This is a genomic window from Levilactobacillus wangkuiensis, from assembly GCF_016861605.1.
GTDB lineage: Bacteria > Bacillota > Bacilli > Lactobacillales > Lactobacillaceae > Levilactobacillus > Levilactobacillus wangkuiensis.
The window spans coordinates 204,328-222,339 of sequence record NZ_BOLM01000002.1 but is presented as its reverse complement, the minus strand read 5'-3'; the positions used below and the strand labels follow the sequence as shown (position 1 = coordinate 222,339).

Below are 18,012 nucleotides of genomic sequence, written 5' to 3'. Positions count from 1 at the left end.
AAATGGCAGATACAGTTAAACTCCCTGAAGATAGCTTTAAGCGAATCAATGCCGATGACCGGGCAGCGCTCGACAGTGAAAAAATTGCGGCGCCTTCGTTAACCTTCGCGCAAGATGCATGGCGGCGGTTACGGAAGAACAAGGGTGCTTGGGTATCCTTGATTGTCTTAGCCATCGTGTTCATCATGGCCTTTGGGTCCCTGGTGGTCTCACCACACAACCCAAACGCCGTGAACCCGTCATACGCCAACTTGCCATCTAAGATTCCTGGCATTGGCATCAATGGGTTCAACGGGACGTTGGTTCAAGCGGGCCAACGAATCGATGCTTATAAGCAGGCTGGGGCTTCCAGTAAGTTTTACATCATGGGGACCGACTACTTAGGTCGGGACCTGTTCTCACGGGTTCTCTACGGGACTCGGATCTCCTTGATCATTGCGTTAGTGGCGACCCTCTTTGATTTAACGATTGGGGTGACCTACGGGATGTTCTCGGGGTGGAAAGGTGGCCGCATAGATACCATTATGCAGCGGATCATTGAAATCATCTTGTCCATCCCTAACCTAGTTGTCATCGTCCTGTTGATTTTGATTCTGAAACCCGGGATGACGTCAATCATCATTGCCATCGCGCTGACGTCGTGGACCAACATGGCCCGACTTGTCCGAGCGCAGACAATGGAGATAAAGGAACAAGAATACATTCTGGCGGCGAGAACGCTGGGTGAGCGACCGCTGAAGATAGCCTTCAAGCATCTTCTGCCAAACCTCTCCAGTGTCATCATCATTAACACGATGTTTACCATCCCTAACGCCATCTTCTTCGAAGCCACCTTGTCCTACATTGGGATTGGGATTTCCTCACCACAGGCTTCACTAGGGACGTTGTTGAACGATGGACAGAAGAACTTCCAATTCCTACCATATCAAATGTGGTGGCCGGCGTTGATTCTTTCCATCATCATGTTAGCCTTTAACCTTCTGGGTGATGGCTTACGGGATGCCTTTGATCCGCGGACGAAAGAGTAGGTGAACTAACGTCATGGAGAACGATAAAAACATTTTGGAAGTACGCAACCTGCAGGTTAATTTCAAAACTTACGCCGGTGACGTTAAGGCCATCCGGAACGTCAGCTTTGATCTGCGGAAGGGTGAAACCTTAGCCATCGTTGGGGAATCTGGTTCCGGTAAATCCGTAACCACCCGGACGATTATGGGCTTAAACGCCCGTAACGCCGACATCACCAGTGGCTCGATCCTGTACAAGGACCAAGACCTGTTGAAGAAGAGCGACAAGGAAATGGAACAATTCCGGGGACAAGATATCGCCGAAATTTTCCAAGACCCAATGACCTCGCTGGACCCAACCATGAAGATCGGTAAGCAAATCGCCGAACCCCTGATGGTCCACAAGGGAATGAAGAAAGAAAAAGCCTTGGCACAAGCCTTGGAAATGATGAAATTAGTTGGAATCACCGACGCAGAAAACCGGATCAATGATTATCCGCACCAATTCTCTGGTGGGATGCGGCAACGGATCGTGATTGCGATTGCCTTGATCAACTATCCAGAAATTCTGATTGCCGATGAACCAACGACTGCCTTGGACGTGACAATCCAGGCGCAAATTTTGAACCTGATGAAGGAACTGCAAGACAAGATTTCCACGTCAATCATCTTTATCACGCATGACTTGGGTGTCGTGGCCGGCATGGCCGACCGGGTCGCCGTTATGTATGCCGGGAAGATCGTGGAATACGGGACCGTCGATGAAATCTTCTACAACCCGAAGCATCCGTACACGTGGGGCCTCTTGAGCTCTATGCCAACGCTTGATTCGAGTGGGGATGAATTGCCATCGATTCCCGGGACGCCACCTGACTTACTCGATCCACCAACCGGGGATGCTTTCGCTGCCCGTAACGCGTACGCCCTGAAGATTGACACGGAACAGGAACCCCCATTCTTTAAGGTTTCTGACACGCACTACGCGGCCACTTGGTTGCTCCATCCGGATGCACCAAAGGTCACGCCACCAGCCCAAATCGTGGCGCGGCAAAAGAAGTACGCTGAGATGCAACAGGCCTTGGTCGCCAAGCAACGGCCAAGTGTCCCAGTTGAAGAAGAGGAGGAACAGCAATAATGGATTACGAAAATGCCGAAAAAATCCTCGAGGTCAAGCACCTCAAGCAATACTTCAACGTGGGTAAGGCCGATGAGGTTCGCGCCGTCGATGATATCTCGTTTGATATCTACCGCGGGGAAACCTTTGGGCTGGTTGGTGAATCCGGTTCTGGGAAGACCACGACCGGACGGGCCATCATCCATTTGTACGAACCCACCTCTGGTGAAATCTTGTTTAACGGCAAGAACGTTGATAACTTTACTAGTAAAGACGACCAACGCGAATTCCGGCAAGACATGCAAATGATTTTCCAAGACCCTTACGCGTCCTTAAATCCGCGGATGAAGGTCAAGGATATCGTGGCCGAAGGTATCGACATTAACCATTTGGCTAAGGACGACGCCGACCGGACCAAGCGAGTGGAAGACTTGCTGGAAACTGTAGGTCTGAACAAGGACCACTCCAGCCGGTACCCCCACGAATTCTCCGGTGGGCAACGGCAACGGATCGGGATTGCCCGGGCATTAGCCGTTGATCCTAAGTTCGTGATTGCCGATGAACCCATCTCAGCCTTGGATGTTTCCATCCAGGCCCAAGTGGTTAACCTGATGAAGAAGCTCCAGCGCGAACAGGGCTTAACGTACCTGTTCATCGCCCATGACCTCTCCATGGTGAAATACATTTCGGACCGGATTGGGGTTATGCATTACGGCCGGATGTTGGAAATCGCCGACTCTGACGAAATCTACGCCCATCCCTTGCATGACTACACCAAGAGTTTGCTGTCCGCTGTGCCTGTCCCTGATCCTGAGTTCGAACGGACCCGGGAAGAGATTGCGTACGACGGTAGCGGTGAGAACGATGGCAAGGAACGTCACCTGGTTGAAATCGCCCCACGTCACTGGGTGCGGGCTGCCGATGATGAAATTGACATGTACACCCAACGGGCCCACGAGGCTTCGTTGATTCGCAAGTAAGTGTTTTGGCACCGCAGCTGTTTTCCTGGCTGCGGTGCTTTTTTCTTTGGGCTTGGGGTTTCGGGCTTGGTTTGGGGATTTAGGTCAAAGGCTTTTGGGTCAAGGACAGTGGGGGATGGCCGCCTGCGGCTTCCAGGGTTCCGCCTGCTGTGGGGACCGCTTCCGGCCTGAGGGGCGGTCCTCCAGCTCGCTTTTAAGCCGCCAGGGTCGGCGTCTCAAAAGTCGCCCCGTGATGTAAGGCCGGCAAGCCCACCCGCCTAACATCACCGACACAGCCGTCTCCACCCTGGCTTCCTCCGGCTCCTGGTTGTGCGTTGACCAGGCCGCTGGTTTGGTCCGAAGCCCGAAGCCCGAAGCCCGAAGCCCGAAGCCCGAAGCCCGAAGCCCGAAGCCCGAAGCCCGAAGCCCGAAGCCCAACTTAATTTGCTGACTTGGTACAAACCATTCACAGTTGGCTACACAGCTTATGTACTTGGAGGATGCAAAAAGGGCCAGCAACCGTGATTAGTTGCTGGCCATAGAGATGGAACGTTTTATTGAATTATTTGTAAGTCGACTTACCGAGGGAATGGCGATAACTCTGTTACACTGGGAAATGCAGGAAGTTTTGTGAGCGGGGGCTGTCTTTTTCCTTCTGAGGTGAAGCGTATGGAAAAAATCCCAAAGAAAGGTTTTACAGTCTATGAGCGTGTTTCAAGCGCTGTCATTGATGTTGGCGTTTGCCACATTGATGATACTAATCGATCGTCACGATCGAAAGTAATCAAAAAAGCCGCCCAGTATAAGCTTTGACAGGCTAGGGCGACTCATCTGTCGTTACTGTCTCCGCTCTTGAAGCGGTTTGTAAGGTCGGCGGTCCAACGCCGGCCTTTTCCATGCTTACAATATAGCACATTCTAACTCGAATAACTATTCAAGCCACTCAAATTAGCGTGAAAGCATAGAGAATTTGAAACCAATTCCATAGTACTAAACATCATTCAAATCCATAGTTGATCGTCATAACAATCGGAAATAATCAAAAGCCGCCCTCTAAATCTTTGACGGATTAGGGCGACTCATCTGTCGTTACTGTCTCCGCTCTTGAAGCGGCTTGTAAAGTCGGTGTCCAACCACCGGCTTTTTTCTACGTCTATAATATAGCATACTCTCAGGAGAAAAGGCGCTTTGCAGTTTGCAAAATGTTAGGACGATGCAACGGTCTAAATTCAAATTCACATGTCAAATTATTTATAAGACGAATTACCAAAATAATGGCGATAACTCTGTTACACTGGGCAATGCAGGAAGTTTTGTGAGCGGGGACTGTCTTTTTCCTTCTGAGGTGAGGTATATGGAACAAATCCAAAGAAAGGTTTCACAGTCCATGAGCGTGTTCCAAACGCTGTCATTGATGCTGGCTTTCGCCACGTTAATGATATTAATTGATCGTCATAACGATCGAAGGTAATCAAAAAGCCGCCCTCTATAAGCTTTGATAGGTTAGGGCGACTCATCTGTCGTTACTGTCTCCGCTCTTGAAGCGGCTTGTAAAGTCGGTGTCCAACCACCGGCTTTTTTCTTCTACGTCTATAATATAGCATACTCTCAGGAGAAAAGGCGCTTTGCAGTTTGTAAAATATTCGGACGTTACAACGAGCAGAATTGAAATTCACATACCAAATTATTTATAAGGCAAATTACCAGGAGAATGGCGACCGCTCTGTTACACTGGGGAATGCAGGAAGTTTTGTGAGCGGGGACTGTCTTTTTCCTTCTGAGGTGAGGTACATGGAACAAATCCAAAGAAAGGTTTCGCAGTCCATGAGCGTGTTCCAAGCGCTGTCATTGATGTTGGCTTTTGCCACATTGATGATACTAATTGATCGTCATAACGATCGGAAGTAATCAAAAAGCCGCCCTCTAAATCTTTGACAGAATTAGGGCGACTCATTCGTTGTCACTGTCTCCGCTCTTGAAGCGGCTTGTAAGGTCGGCGGTCCAACGCCGGCCTTTTTCTATGCTTACAATATAGCATATTCTAACCCGGACGACTACGACAATCACTTACAAATTTCGTTATAAAAAGCCCGCCAACAAAAGCTTGTCAGTAGGCCGATACGAAACTATTTAATTTTACCCTCAGAGTTGTTGTAGTCGTTCACCTTGTAAGTGCCGTCCTTAACGGTAATCTTGGTGATACTGCCATTATCAACCGGCACGGAGACGTCGATGTCCGAGTACTTGGAAACGATACTGCGGATGGTCGTGCTGTGGGTGGCAATCAGAATACGGTCGCCGTCTTTGGCAGCGGCGATGGCGTGGTCCAAACCAGGTTGCACCCGGGCCCAGAACATCGCGTTGTCTTCAGCATCGCCGAAGGGGTCTTGGGCGTGGAACATGTCCTTGGTCTTTTCAATCGTCAATTCCTTGATCATGGCGTTGAACGAGTCCAGGCCAACCGGCGTGCCCAGCGTGTGCCAGGTGAGGCCGGTGTCGAGGCCTTCGAAGTACCCAAAGTTTTCTTCACGGAAGGCAGGTTCCGTCGTCAAAGCAACGGGGGCCTGGTTAGCGGCTAAAATGTTTTTGGCCGTGTTCTGGGCCCGCGTCGTGTCACTGGCATAGGCAGCGGCAAAAGGAATCTTCGCCAATCGCTCGCCGGCACGTTTGGCATCGGCGATTCCCTTAGCGGTCAGCGGAGAGTCGGACCACCCTTGAATCCGGTGGTATTTGTTCAAATAAGTTTGGCCGTGACGCACCAAGTAAAGTTCAACTGTTGCCATCTCAATCTCTCCTATTCTTCAAAAAACTTCATCCATGGTCTGCGGTCGTTGTCATTGCCTCCGGGATGGTGAAAATAGGCCGTGACGCTGTGGGCGAACGTCCGAAGCCAAAGAGCGGTCTTCGGACTTACTTTGAGCCTCAAAGTACGAGTCTCAAAGACATCAGTTACCTAAGCGGCTTTGCCGCTAAGGTAACTCCCACGGCTGAGCCTATTGTCACCATCCCTGCGGCTGATAAACGGTTAGACCATGGATAAGTTTAACTGTTCGTTAAATGCTAGCTACTTTCTGTTAGTTACCAATACAATGGTGATGCCAATGCATGAGTGATGATAACTAACCGAAAGACATAACCAATGGTGTGGATACTCACGGTGTAGCCGATAGGGCAGCGAAAATGAGCTCAGCCGGGGGATTCTCTGTGTTCTTCAGAGAATGGCGACTTTGAAACGCGGTTTGGGCGGTTCAAAGCGAGGTCGAAGACCGCTCTTTGTCTTCGACCGTCCTGCCCCCAGCGTTCCGGCTCATTTTCGCTGCCCGGTAAGGCGGGGGAGTACTCACACAACTGGTTAATATCTTAACAGTTTTAGTTTAAAATGCCTAGTTCGCGCCGGATTTCACGAGCCGTTGCCGCGTTACTGGTGAAGATGATCCGGTCGTTTAGCTTCAGCGTGGTACTCCCGGTTGGCCGGACGAAGTGACCATCCCGGAAAATTTGACTGATGGTGATGTCCTTAACAAATGGTAAACTGTGAATTTCCAGGCCGGTGTAGCGCCGGTTGTGAAGGGCCACTTCGTAGACAGCGGCGGTCGTTGACGTCAATAGGCGCAGAGTCGTTGGCGTTTCAATCAGGCTCCGGAGCATGGAGATGTTCACGTTCGGCGTGTTGTAGACCTCGATGCCCAGGTCGGTCAGCTCGTCTTCGCGGGCGTCTAACACGTTGCGGTCCTCGAAGCGGGCGATGACCCGTTTGACCCCGTAGGCTTTGGCGGCCTTGGCCAGCTCATAGTTCTTGTTAGCATTGAAATGGCCCAGAACCACGATGTCGGCGTCGAAGGCGTCTTGTCCCTCCACGTAGTCACTTTCCAGCGAATCCAGCAGATGGACGTTGACCTCGGAGTTATAAGTTTTGTAATTGTCAGGTTTGTCGGTATACATACTGATGTCGTACCAGCTATCGGCCAGCTGTTGCGCCACGGGGACGGTCAGCAGGTTGGTCCCGATGAAGTGAACGGTCGACTTCTTCAAGTCCTCAGCCTCGGCGGAATAGCCGGTGTTAAAGAGCAGGGGGCCCAGCACACAGGTTAAAATGGCGGCCAGTAAGAAGGCCCCAGATTGTTGCGAGGTGACGACCTTCATGGACTTGGCGACTTGCAAAACGGCCAGGACCATGGTGATGGTGGCCGCGGAAATGGCGGTCCCCGCAAAGGCGTTGCCACGTTTGAACCGCAGCCGCAAGATGAAGTAAACGGCGGCCTTGGCCAGCAGGTAGGCGGCAAAGAAGGCTGGAATCAGCAGCAAGGTTGCCGGGTCTGCCAGCAGTGTGCGTAGGTTGAGGTCGGCCCCGCTCATCATGAAGAAGATGGGGATGAAGAATCCGTACCCGATGCCGTCGAGCCGGACCATGGTGTTTTCCTGTGGTTGCAGGAGTTTCATCACGATGCCGGCCACGAAGGCGCCCAGGATACCCTCGGCCCCCACGGATTCGGCAATGACCACCAGACTAAAAATCAGGAAGAAGGCCAGCCGAATGTCCAATTGGGTCGTGGACTTGTTGATGCTGTCGAAGAAGGTGAAGAACGGCTTGAAGCGGCGGAAGAGCACCCCGGCGGCCAGGAAGACCAGCAGGAGCAGCCACAGGGATTTACTGTTGTCACCGAAGACGGACGCGTAAATCGTCAGTGAAAACAGCGGGATGATTTCACCCAACGCCGCGATCAACAGAACGGTCTGCCCGAACGGCTTGCTCAGCAGTTCCTTTTCCTTTAGCGTGGCAATGACGATCCCCAAAGAAATCGTCATAAAGATAATGGCCGCCAGCCACGGGTCCTTGAACAGCCCGGTCCACTGACAAATGAACCCCAGCAACAGCGAGCTGACCATGATGGCCGCGTAGCTCGAGACGGCGAGAAAGACCGGCGAGTACTTGGGCGCGCTCCCGGCCGCTTTGGCCGCTAACGGGGTCTGCGGGACCTTGCGCCGGCTGAACAGACTGAAATCAATTTCCATCCCACTGAGGAACAGGAGGAAAATAACCCCGGTGCTCGACAGTAAGGACAACGTTGAATTGCTGTGAACGATGTTGAGGACACTAGGGCCCAACAGAATTCCCACCAAGATTTCCACCACGGCAGTTGGTAGCACGGTCAGTTTGAATTTGGCCATGACTAGTGGCGTCACCAGGGCGGCGGTTAAAATAATTAACAAGGATACTTGATCCATCGTTTCATCCCCTCAAAAAAAGTTCCCCTACATTATACCAAAGTTCGCGTGAAGGAACTGGTTTGACGCCGGTCAGTTTACTTTCTTTATAGGTCGAACACGTGTAAAATGGAAAGTCGAATTATGCTTGATACGGGCAAAAAAATAATCGTTGTTGGTGCCTTCGGGCTGGTGAAAATAGGCCGTGACGCTGTGGGCGAACGCCCGAAGCCAAAGAGCGGTCTTCGGGCTTACTTTGATCCTCTAAGAACGAGTCTCAAAGCTATCACTTCCCTAAGCAGCGAAAAGCGCTACTAAGGGAAGTCCCACGGCTGAGCCTATTTTCACCAGCCCTGCGGCGTTCACTGGTTTAGCCCGTAGTCAAGCATAGTTGATTAATGTTGTTGATTTCATTGTTTGTGTCGGTAGGTCGCCTTACTAATCATTCGGCCTAACTGTTAAGACAATGACTTATCTAGTAGCTTAGACTAAAATAGAGTTATGGAATAAAGTTGTCGCATGAAATAAGTTAACTTAGCCACTACAATGACCATGTGAGTGGCGCCGGAGACAGTTAGGTATGGAACCCCTGTGTCGGTGTTGTTAGACCGGTGGGTTGCCGGCCTTCACGGGTCGTGTGGGGAGACTTGTGGGTTTTGCAAGGCTCACCGCCGCCTTTGAAGACCGAACTATGGCTTCAAAGGGTTGCCACACAGGGGTGGAATGCCTAACTGACGCAGGCAGAACGGACTGAAACGCAGTAATTTTGAGTGGTAGTTGTTTACCCAGTTATTTGAGGAGGGATTGGCTTGCCAGATTCAATCAAGGCCCACGAGCAAGAACATTTAGACGCGGTGGTCACAAAGATCAAGACCGCCGAAAAGGAAGCTAAGGAACGGATCGACGTAGCCGAGAGTGATGAGGCCGGGATCCGGAAGAACTTTGTCAATGATTTACGAATCAAGACGGATAGTTACGAAGGGATTTTGGAAACGGCACTCTCCGTGCGGCAACAGCAACAGATGCTGGCCGAACGGCAGAACAGTTGGCAACACGCGACCACGGAACTGAGCACGCTCAAACGCTTGGAGCAGAAGGCTTATTTCGCTCGGATCGACTTCCAGGAAGGTCCCAAGGCCAAGGTGGAAACCATTTATATCGGCCTAGGGTCCTTCTCCGACACGCCCGACCATTTTCTGATCTATGACTGGCGGGCGCCCATCTCCAGCATCTACTACGATGGCGAACTGGGAAACGTCAGCTATCAAACGCCAGATGGCGAGCAGACGGTGGATGTCAAACTAAAGCGTCAATTTCAAATTGAAGACGGCACCATCATCACCCTGTACGACACGGATCAGACGGTCACCGACCAGATGCTCCTGTCGGCTTTGAGCGAGCACTCCGACACCAAGATGAAGAGCATCGTGACAACCATTCAAAAGGAACAAAACCAAATCATCCGGGACACCGGCTCCGACCTGTTATTCGTGCAGGGGGCCGCGGGTTCCGGGAAGACGGCCGCCATTTTACAGCGGGTCGCGTTCCTCTTGTACCGGTACCGCGGGCATTTAACCGCCGGCCAGGTCATGCTCTTCTCGCCTAACCAATTATTTAACGATTATATCGACCAGGTGCTCCCAGAATTGGGCGAGCACAACATGGTCCAAATGACGTATTACCAGTACGCTGGCCGTCGTTTGCCAAAAATTGAAGTGGAAACGTTGGCCCAACGCTTTGACGAGACCAACACCCCCGCGCAAAAGAAAATCAATCAGATGAAGGGGAGCCTGGCGTTCTTTGATGCCGTGACCGGTTACGCCGACCATTTGGAAGCCAAGGACATGGTCTTCCGCAACATCAAGTTCCAGGGTGACGTCTTTATCCCGAAGGAAAAAATTCAGGAAATTTACTACAGCTTCAACCGCAATTACCATCTGGGCAACCGGCTCCAGGCCACCAAGGAAGCCCTGATTCGGATCCTCAATCGCCGCATCACCAGCGAAATGAAGACCAAGTGGGTTGAAGATACCATTCAAGACTTGAGCAAGGAACAGTTGGACACGCTGTACGGGGATGACCCCCGGGAGTTTGATTCCTCCGAAAAGGAAATGCAATTCCTGGCACGCAAGGTGGTCATGAAGGCCTTTGAACCCATTCGGAAGGCCATCGTGCGCGCCCGCTTCCTGAGCATCAACAACCAATACGTCCACATGCTCCGCGACATGCCGAACCGCATCGACCTGAGCGACTACCAGGTCACCGTGGCCGACTGGAACGCCAGCGTCGAGGAGTCCGTGGCAAAGCTGCGTGACCACCGGATGCAACTGGTCGACACCACGCCATACCTGTACCTGTACGACAAGATGACCGGGAAGTCCGGCGAACGCGACATGCGTTACGTCTTCATGGATGAAATTCAGGATTACAACGCCTTTCAACTGGCGTTCCTGAAGTTCAGCTTCCCGCGGGCCCGCTTTACCATGCTGGGGGACCTCAACCAGGCCATCTTCACCAAGGAAAATAGCCGGACGCTGCTGCAGGAGCTGAGCACCATGTTCGACCCCGACAAGACGCGCGTCGTTCAACTGACGCAGTCTTACCGGTCAACGCAACAGGTCACCGACTTCACCAAGCATATTTTGAAAAATGGGGAGGCCGTGACCGCCTTTGCGCGTGAAGGGGAGCTGCCAACCATGACGGTGGCGGCCGATGAGGAAGCCGGCCTGCAAAAGGTCATCGCCCAAATCAAGCAAAATGAAGAAGAGGACGAGACCACGGCCATCATCGGCAAGGACCTGGCGGACTGTCGCGACCTGACGGAGCGCTTGAAGGCGGCCGGCGTGGCGGTGACGTTGATTCAATCCGAAAATCAACGGCTCGCACCGGGAACCATCGTGGTGCCATCCTTCTTGGCCAAGGGGCTGGAATTTGACGGCGTCATCGTGTGGCAGGCCTCGGCCAGCCGCTACGGCGCGGATGACGAGCGGCAACTGCTGTACACCATCTGCTCACGTGCCATGCACCGCCTGAGCTTGATTGCGGTCGGCGAGTTGTCACCGCTGCTGAGCGACGTGCCGGCGGATGAGTATGAAATGGTTTAAAGTTGTTAAATAAGAAATGACACGCATCCTCCACGAGCCTTCGGGCCGGTGGGGGATGTTTTTGTATCCGCTCATGCCACAACTGAATCCGCTATCAATCTAGTGAAATCATGCCCGGTAACCAGCGTATCTGCGGTATAATAGGATTTAATTGTTTGACCTGTTGTGCATAGAAAACAAGCAGTGCCGAGGCTTAGAAGCCTAGACACTTGTACGAGTTCAAATCAACGTATGGTCGGTCTTGGAGCCGGAGGGCGTTAGGCTTGCCAGCGCCTGTGTCGGTGGTGTTAGACCGGTGATTTTCCGGCCTTACAGCACGGGACGCGTTTGAGATACGTGACTTTCGTGGCTCAAACCGAACCCGAAGACCGCTCTTTGGCTTCGGGTGGGCCCCACAGGCCGGCTAGGCTAAACGCCCGCAGGCGGAAAGACCCAGCACAACAGTTTATTTTAACCAAAGTAGAGGTGTCTCCATGAGTGATCCCATCAATTACAATGCGTTTACCCGCGCCCAGTGGCGGGCCTTTTCCGATGACGCAACGCTCCCACTGACGCAGGAAAGTCTGCGCCAGATCAAGGCGTTTAACGACCGGATTTCCCTGCAAGACGTTCAGGACGTGTACATTCCGTTGGTGCATTTATTACACTTGGAATTTAACCACTACCGCCAATTACAAAAAGATAAGGCGGCCTTTCTCCAGCAAAAGCCGCGACGGGTCCCATTTATCATTGGCATCGCCGGCAGTGTAGCCGTGGGTAAGAGTACGGCGGCGCGCCTGCTGGAAGTGTTGCTCAATCACTATTTTGAGGGGCAACGCATTCAGCTGATTACGACCGACGGCTTTTTATACAGCAATGAGGAATTGAAAAAACGTAACCTGATGGCGCGTAAGGGCTTTCCGGAAAGCTATGATATGGCATCATTGATTCAGTTCTTAAACGACGTCAAGGCGGGGCAGGAGCTGATCAAGGCCCCCGTATACTCCCACAAGGTGTATGACATCGTGCCGGATCAGTTCGAGTACATCGTGCACCCGGACGTTTTGATTGTTGAAGGAATCAATACCCTGCAGTTACCGACCAATGAACAGATTTATGTCAGCGACTTCACCGACTTTTCGTTGTACGTCGATGCTGATCCAACGCTGATTGAGAGCTGGTTCCTGGAACGGTTCGAGTTGTTATTGCAAACGGCTTTTCAGGACCCGACCAACTATTACTATCCTTATACGACGGTCAGTCACGAGGAAGCCATCGCGAAGGGCAAGCAGGTTTGGCGCGACATTGATTTGAAAAATTTAACGGAATACATTTTGCCTACCCGGAATCGGGCGGACATGATTCTGCATAAATCCTTCCACCACCGCATCGACCGCTTGCTGTTGCGGAAGTACTAGGGGGCGGCGCGATGTTACGAGACGCCACGATTGTGGACGCGGACGCCGTGACCATGCTGGTACTCCACGAGGTGGAACGCCGGCAGCTCAGGCGCCTGCGCCGCGTGACCAAGGAACAATTATCACAAATGTTATTTGTCGGCTACCACCAGCCTGATTTTCGCTACGGGTATCCGCAGGCGAGAGTTTATCAAAATCAGGGCGTGGCGGTTGGCGTGGCTTACGGGTATCCCGCCGCAACTGAGCGGGCGCTGGATAATCAATGGGCGACGTTGTTTGAACGGCAACAGCTGACGGTACCCCAACAGCTCGTGGTGACGCCGCGGGCCTTGCCGGACGAGTGGTACCTGGATCTCTTGACGGTTCGCAACCGCTCCAAGGGCAAGACCTACCAGCAGAAATGGTTTGACGAGTGGCTGCTGGGCGATGCCATTCATCGCGCGCGGCAGAGTGGGTTGCCGGTGATGGGGATGGACGTGCGGCCGGGGAGTTCACTGGCGGGGCTGGCGGCGGAGTTCGGTTTCGTCGCCACACAACGCCGCCAGCTAGACCGCCAAACTTACTATCATTTGCGGTTGAAACTGGTGTGACTTGCGCCTCCGGGCTGGTGAAAACTGGGCCTGGTCGCGTCCGTTCCCGGCGGTACGCTCAAGGAGCCCTGCTGTGGGGCCGGTTCCAGCCTGTGAAGCGGGCTTTCACCTCAACTTTGAGCCTGAAAAGCGGTCTCAAAGGTTGTCCCATGGAACTAGGCTGGGATAGAACCCCAGCCAGCCAAGTCCATCGACACAGCCGGGCACCTTGGCGCGCCTCTGGTCACTCCCACGACCGGCCCAGTTTTCCCATCCCTGCGGCTGACACTGGTTTGAACCGCAGATAGTTGGTTGGCAGTTTTGCTGGTGTGCTGCTAGGGTTATGCTTGTTGAAAATATATATCATACTTGAACAATGATGGCATGGGGTGGTTTTGACCCGTTATAAATGGATGCGTCAATGTTAGTGACCAGAGGCAGGCCAAGATGCCCAGCTGTGTCGGTGGTCTTGGCAAGGGTATTTTCCTTGCCTAGAGCACGGGACGACCTTGGAAACTCGCGAACTTTAGCGAGGTTTCAAGGCGAGGCGGAAGACCGGTCTTTGGCTGGAGCCGTTCCCCACAGCAGGGCGTCTTGAGCCTGTCGTCGGGAACGGACTTGCGCACTATTTTAACGTGGGGCTGTCATCCGCAGGTGGAGACCAAGTGAATTTTCCATCACCGGGTGAAGCGATTGTGGTGGATTTACATTGACCCGCGTTTCAGAAATCGGTATGATATAACCAATGTTTAAAAAGAAGAAAGGGTGAATGGCTTGGCAAACGTTGATATGTCCAAATTCGATAAAATTATCGTCTTGGACTTCGGAAGTCAATACAATCAATTGATTACGCGCCGGATTCGTGACATGGGCGTTTACTCTGAACTAAAGGCCCACACCATGAGTGCGGCTGAGATCAAGGCTTGGGGCCCTAAGGGGATTATTTTCTCCGGGGGACCTAACAGTGTGTACGATAGCAGTGCCTTTAACGTTGACCCGGAGATCTTCAAGTTAGGGGTTCCTATCTTGGGTATCTGTTACGGGATGCAACTGATGGCCCACAGCCTGGCTGGCGGGAAAGTTGAATCCGCTGATAACCGGGAATACGGACGGGCGGACATCACGGTATTAAGTGACGATGCCAAACTGTTCAAGGACACGCCAAAGACGCAGACGGTCTGGATGAGTCACGGTGACTTAGTGACCCAGGTGCCTGATGGTTTTGAACGCGTGGCAACGAGCGAAAATTGCCCGATTTCTGCCATGCAAGACGTTGACCGCAACTTCTACGGGATTCAATTCCACGCGGAAGTTCGGAACACGGAATATGGTAATGACATCTTGAAGCACTTTGCTTTTGATGTCTGTGGCGCAAAATCTAACTGGTCGATGGACGACTTCATTGACCTGCAGATCGAACACATCCGTGAGACGGTCGGCGACAAGCGCGTCTTGTTGGGCCTGTCTGGTGGGGTCGATTCCTCCGTGGTCGGTGTGCTGTTGCACAAGGCTATCGGGACGCAACTGACCAGCATTTTCGTAGATCACGGTCTGTTGCGGAAGGGCGAAGCTGAACAAGTGATGGCGAGCCTGGAAGGGAAGTTTGGCCTGAACATCGTTAAAGTCGATGCCCAAGACCGTTTCCTGAGCAAGTTGGCTGGTGTCACTGAACCCGAAAAGAAACGTAAGATTATTGGGAATGAATTCATCCAAGTCTTTAACGACGAAGCCCAAAAGCTCGACGGTATCGACTTCTTGGCCCAAGGCACGTTGTACACCGACGTGATTGAAAGTGGGACGGACACGGCGCAAACCATCAAGTCTCACCATAACGTGGGTGGGTTGCCGGAAGACATGCACTTCCAGCTGATTGAACCCCTGCGTTCCTTGTTCAAGGATGAAGCCCGTGAGTTGGGTGAAAAATTAGGGATGCCAAGCGACCTCGTTTGGCGTCAGCCGTTCCCTGGTCCCGGTTTAGGAATTCGGGTTCTTGGTGAAATCACGCCAGAAAAGTTACAAATCGTTCGCGATAGTGACTTGATTCTGCGTGAAGAAATCAAGAAGGCCGGCCTCGACCGTGATATTTGGCAATACTTTACCGTCTTACCAAACATCAAGAGTGTCGGCGTCATGGGCGATGGCCGGACCTACGACTATGCCGTGGGTATCCGGGCCGTCACGTCCATCGATGGGATGACGGCGGACTTCGCGCGCATTCCATGGGATGTCTTACAGGAGATTTCCGTCCGCATCGTAAACGAAGTGGATCACGTCAACCGTATCCTGTATGATGTTACGAGCAAGCCGCCTTCGACTATTGAGTGGGAGTAAGTGGGAATAATGAAAATGTGAAGTAATATTTTAGCTTAGTGGGCGTATGCTTTCTAAGCTATTTTTGTAAACAATAATTTAGAAATAGAAATGTAGATAATTAAATTATACTTAGTGGGGCATGTGAAATGAGCTATGAGGTCAGAATTTCTTACGAAACTGCTGAATTTTTCGAAGAACTTAAAAAATTGTATGAAAAGCAAGAATGTACGCCAATCAGTAAAGGTGAAACTTTAAATAGAGCCTATTATGATTCAGAATGGGTAGGTAATTGGCAAGATATATATATAAAGAAAGTCAAGGTTAGTGAAAAGTATGATATTAAGACGAATGCTTTAAAGCCTAGATTACAAATTAATAGTGATGTTGAGCATGGAATAAAAAAGTTGAAGGTTGTAATGGCCGAGCAGCTAGGAGCGCGAAATGTGACCATTGGTGCCGTGATTAGGATGGTTTTAAAGGCTGGATTGATAAGAAATGGTGATCATGATGAGGAGGATGTTTCTCAGATCTTTTCTAGTTACAGGAAGGAAGTAGCAGAAGAAGTTACCGAAGAGCAATGGAAAAAGATTTTATTGATTTTAGAAAGGATGGAAATAGATGTAAAGCAGTTGCTAATATGAGGGGAGTATCCTCCCTTCTCCTTAGTAGCCTTGTTCTGCATTCGATAGGTGTTTAGCTTTATAGACAAAAAAGCCCACACTAGTTGACTATAAGAACTAAAAAGCGTAGTCTGTGTGAGTAAGAGAAAAAAGGTTGTCTTAGTCGTGGAGGAAATTTGTATGAGCGATATTTTTGAATTGTTTAAGGTATATGATGTTAACGGAGTGAACCTAAACCGTATGAGTGAGATTTCTGTTGAAAAACGCTGGACGTGTCAAAAAGATGAAAAATATATTGTGAGGGCATGTGAAGAGCTCATGCGGCGAACAGGTGGGGTGAGAAAGCAGTATGAGTTCATATGTAATGTCGAAGCCTTTGTGGAGAATGCTAGTGAAGCGTTTAACTCTAATCATGTTTCGATGATGGATGCGTTTTTGGATGACCAAAGAATTAATGCCAGCTCTTATAACTAGTTGTCTGAGGAAAGTTGGAATGAATTGAAAATAGGTAAGTGGATTAATGATAGGTCTCTTGAAGGATTGTGGCCAGGCGAGTATGCGAGCATTTGGGATAGGTCAGATAACAGTGAATTGACCGATTTTAAATGGACAGGGAACTACGTGGAAGATTATATTAATCTAGCGACTCAGTACAAAGATGCGGGTTATGCCGTACTGAACGAGGTCATTCAATCAGAGAATAATCACATAAAAACTGATACATGGTTTCTTGCGGGGGTTTTTATGTTAAGGCAGTCGATTGAATTAATGCTTAAGGCAAAGGTGTATAAGGCATTTCCGGATAAGCGTCGGGTGCAACAAGTATTGGTCGAAGAGCGACATGATTTAAGTGGCTTACTAGACTGTATTGTCAATGCTGAGAGTAATGTATCTTTTCCAGAACAAGATTTAGAATGGTTGAAAAAATATATTTTTGAAATTGAGATGTTTGATAAAAAATCAAATCTGTTTCGCTATCCCTTCGAAGTGGCTTTTTTGAAGAAATATTCTGAGACTTCTTTAGACATTCGTGAAGTTGGAAATCGAATGCTGGTAGCGTTTGATATTATTAGCGAATCTCTTTTGCATGATTGTGAGGTTCAGTCGAATTCACATAATTTGGAATTAACACCTGAATTTTTTGTTACTGCCGGTAATGGAGTTGATGGCTGTAGAATTGGCTGGGGGAGTTACAACAGGAGTTGCGATGAAAATTATTATGATGTTATTGAAGGATATGAAGATGTTAGTGAATTTCTAATTTATATGGAAAGAAATTCTGAGGAGATGTTTTTTCCTTTTCCGATTCTTTTTTCGTTAAGACATCTTATAGAGTTGGAATTAAAGCAGTTAGCGAGCTCAGAATTCCAAGAAATAAAGAATTTACGAATTCGTTTGAAGAGTCATCGGTTAAGACCAAAGCTTTGGATGAAAATTAGACCGGTTGTTGAAAAAATAGGTAATTCCAGTGCTGCTTCGAGTCCACTAGATAGTGTCGATTATTTGGTATCCGAGTTCGACAAATTAGATCGAAAAGGGGACTTTTTTCGATATCCAGCGGAGTTTAATCATGGCAGTCATAATTTACCTGAACCTATGGATCTTTTGCAAGTACAAAGGTGTGTTAGGAGTGTTACGAACTTTTTTGAAGGTTGCGATGGTGCTTTCAGCTCAGCGGCTGAGAACCAAAAAAGTCATTACTTTTTATAGTAGAGGTGGTGGCA

The 18,012-nt window shown here is 50.3% G+C and carries 13 protein-coding genes; 11 read left to right on the top strand and 2 right to left on the bottom strand.

All coding sequences use genetic code 11. From position 1 onward, the window contains the following. Positions 1-2 precede the first annotated feature (2 nt). From JUF13_RS02195 to JUF13_RS14590, 4 genes are all read left to right on the top strand, one after another. Positions 3-1,028 (top strand): ABC transporter permease, encoded by a 1,026-nt coding sequence (locus JUF13_RS02195; protein WP_203637501.1) that lies wholly within the window; start codon positions 3-5, stop codon positions 1,026-1,028. 13 nt (positions 1,029-1,041) lie between these two features. Next, positions 1,042-2,142 carry an ABC transporter ATP-binding protein gene (locus JUF13_RS02190; protein WP_125765881.1) on the top strand — a complete coding sequence of 367 codons (1,101 nt, stop codon included), beginning with the start codon at positions 1,042-1,044 and terminating at the stop codon, positions 2,140-2,142. Further along, positions 2,142-3,101: an ABC transporter ATP-binding protein gene (locus tag JUF13_RS02185; protein ID WP_125765880.1), complete on the top strand. Its 960-nt coding sequence runs from the start codon at positions 2,142-2,144 to the stop codon at positions 3,099-3,101. Before JUF13_RS02190 ends, JUF13_RS02185 begins: the two co-directional genes overlap by 1 nt. Before the next feature lie 682 nt (positions 3,102-3,783). Beyond that, positions 3,784-3,864, top strand: a complete 81-nt coding sequence (locus tag JUF13_RS14590; protein WP_225893638.1) for a putative holin-like toxin — start codon at positions 3,784-3,786, stop codon at positions 3,862-3,864. 1,342 nt (positions 3,865-5,206) lie between these two features. On the opposite strand, the gene JUF13_RS02180 is transcribed toward JUF13_RS14590, so the two are convergent. Together JUF13_RS02180 and JUF13_RS02175 are read right to left on the bottom strand one after the other, a co-directional pair. Then, on the bottom strand, positions 5,207-5,863 hold the full coding sequence (locus JUF13_RS02180) for a histidine phosphatase family protein (RefSeq protein ID WP_203637500.1): 657 nt from the start codon (positions 5,861-5,863) through the stop codon (positions 5,207-5,209). A gap of 586 nt (positions 5,864-6,449) precedes the next feature. Continuing rightward, positions 6,450-8,306 (bottom strand): cation:proton antiporter family protein, encoded by a 1,857-nt coding sequence (locus JUF13_RS02175; protein WP_203637499.1) that lies wholly within the window; start codon positions 8,304-8,306, stop codon positions 6,450-6,452. Between the two features lie 788 nt (positions 8,307-9,094). Here JUF13_RS02175 and helD point away from each other — a divergent pair. The 7 genes from helD to JUF13_RS02140 all read left to right on the top strand — a co-directional run bounded on the left by helD (position 9,095) and on the right by JUF13_RS02140 (position 17,998). Then, on the top strand, positions 9,095-11,389 hold the full coding sequence (helD, locus tag JUF13_RS02170) for an RNA polymerase recycling motor HelD (RefSeq protein ID WP_203637498.1): 2,295 nt from the start codon (positions 9,095-9,097) through the stop codon (positions 11,387-11,389). A gap of 473 nt (positions 11,390-11,862) precedes the next feature. After that, entirely contained in the window at positions 11,863-12,786 is a 924-nt protein-coding gene (gene coaA, locus JUF13_RS02165; protein WP_125765875.1) for a type I pantothenate kinase, read from the top strand. Between the two features lie 11 nt (positions 12,787-12,797). Beyond that, positions 12,798-13,376, top strand: a complete 579-nt coding sequence (locus tag JUF13_RS02160) for a hypothetical protein (RefSeq protein ID WP_203637497.1) — start codon at positions 12,798-12,800, stop codon at positions 13,374-13,376. A 768-nt stretch (positions 13,377-14,144) separates the two neighbouring features. Beyond that, positions 14,145-15,686 (top strand): glutamine-hydrolyzing GMP synthase, encoded by a 1,542-nt coding sequence (gene guaA / locus JUF13_RS02155; RefSeq protein ID WP_203637541.1) that lies wholly within the window; start codon positions 14,145-14,147, stop codon positions 15,684-15,686. Positions 15,687-15,814: 128 nt separating this feature from the next. Then, positions 15,815-16,309: a hypothetical protein gene (locus tag JUF13_RS02150; protein ID WP_203637496.1), complete on the top strand. Its 495-nt coding sequence runs from the start codon at positions 15,815-15,817 to the stop codon at positions 16,307-16,309. A gap of 159 nt (positions 16,310-16,468) precedes the next feature. Beyond that, positions 16,469-16,762 carry a hypothetical protein gene (locus JUF13_RS02145; protein ID WP_203637495.1) on the top strand — a complete coding sequence of 98 codons (294 nt, stop codon included), beginning with the start codon at positions 16,469-16,471 and terminating at the stop codon, positions 16,760-16,762. 24 nt (positions 16,763-16,786) lie between these two features. After that, positions 16,787-17,998, top strand: coding sequence for a HEPN domain-containing protein (locus tag JUF13_RS02140; protein WP_203637494.1), 1,212 nt, complete (start codon positions 16,787-16,789; stop codon positions 17,996-17,998). The last annotated feature ends 14 nt before the right edge of the window (positions 17,999-18,012 follow it).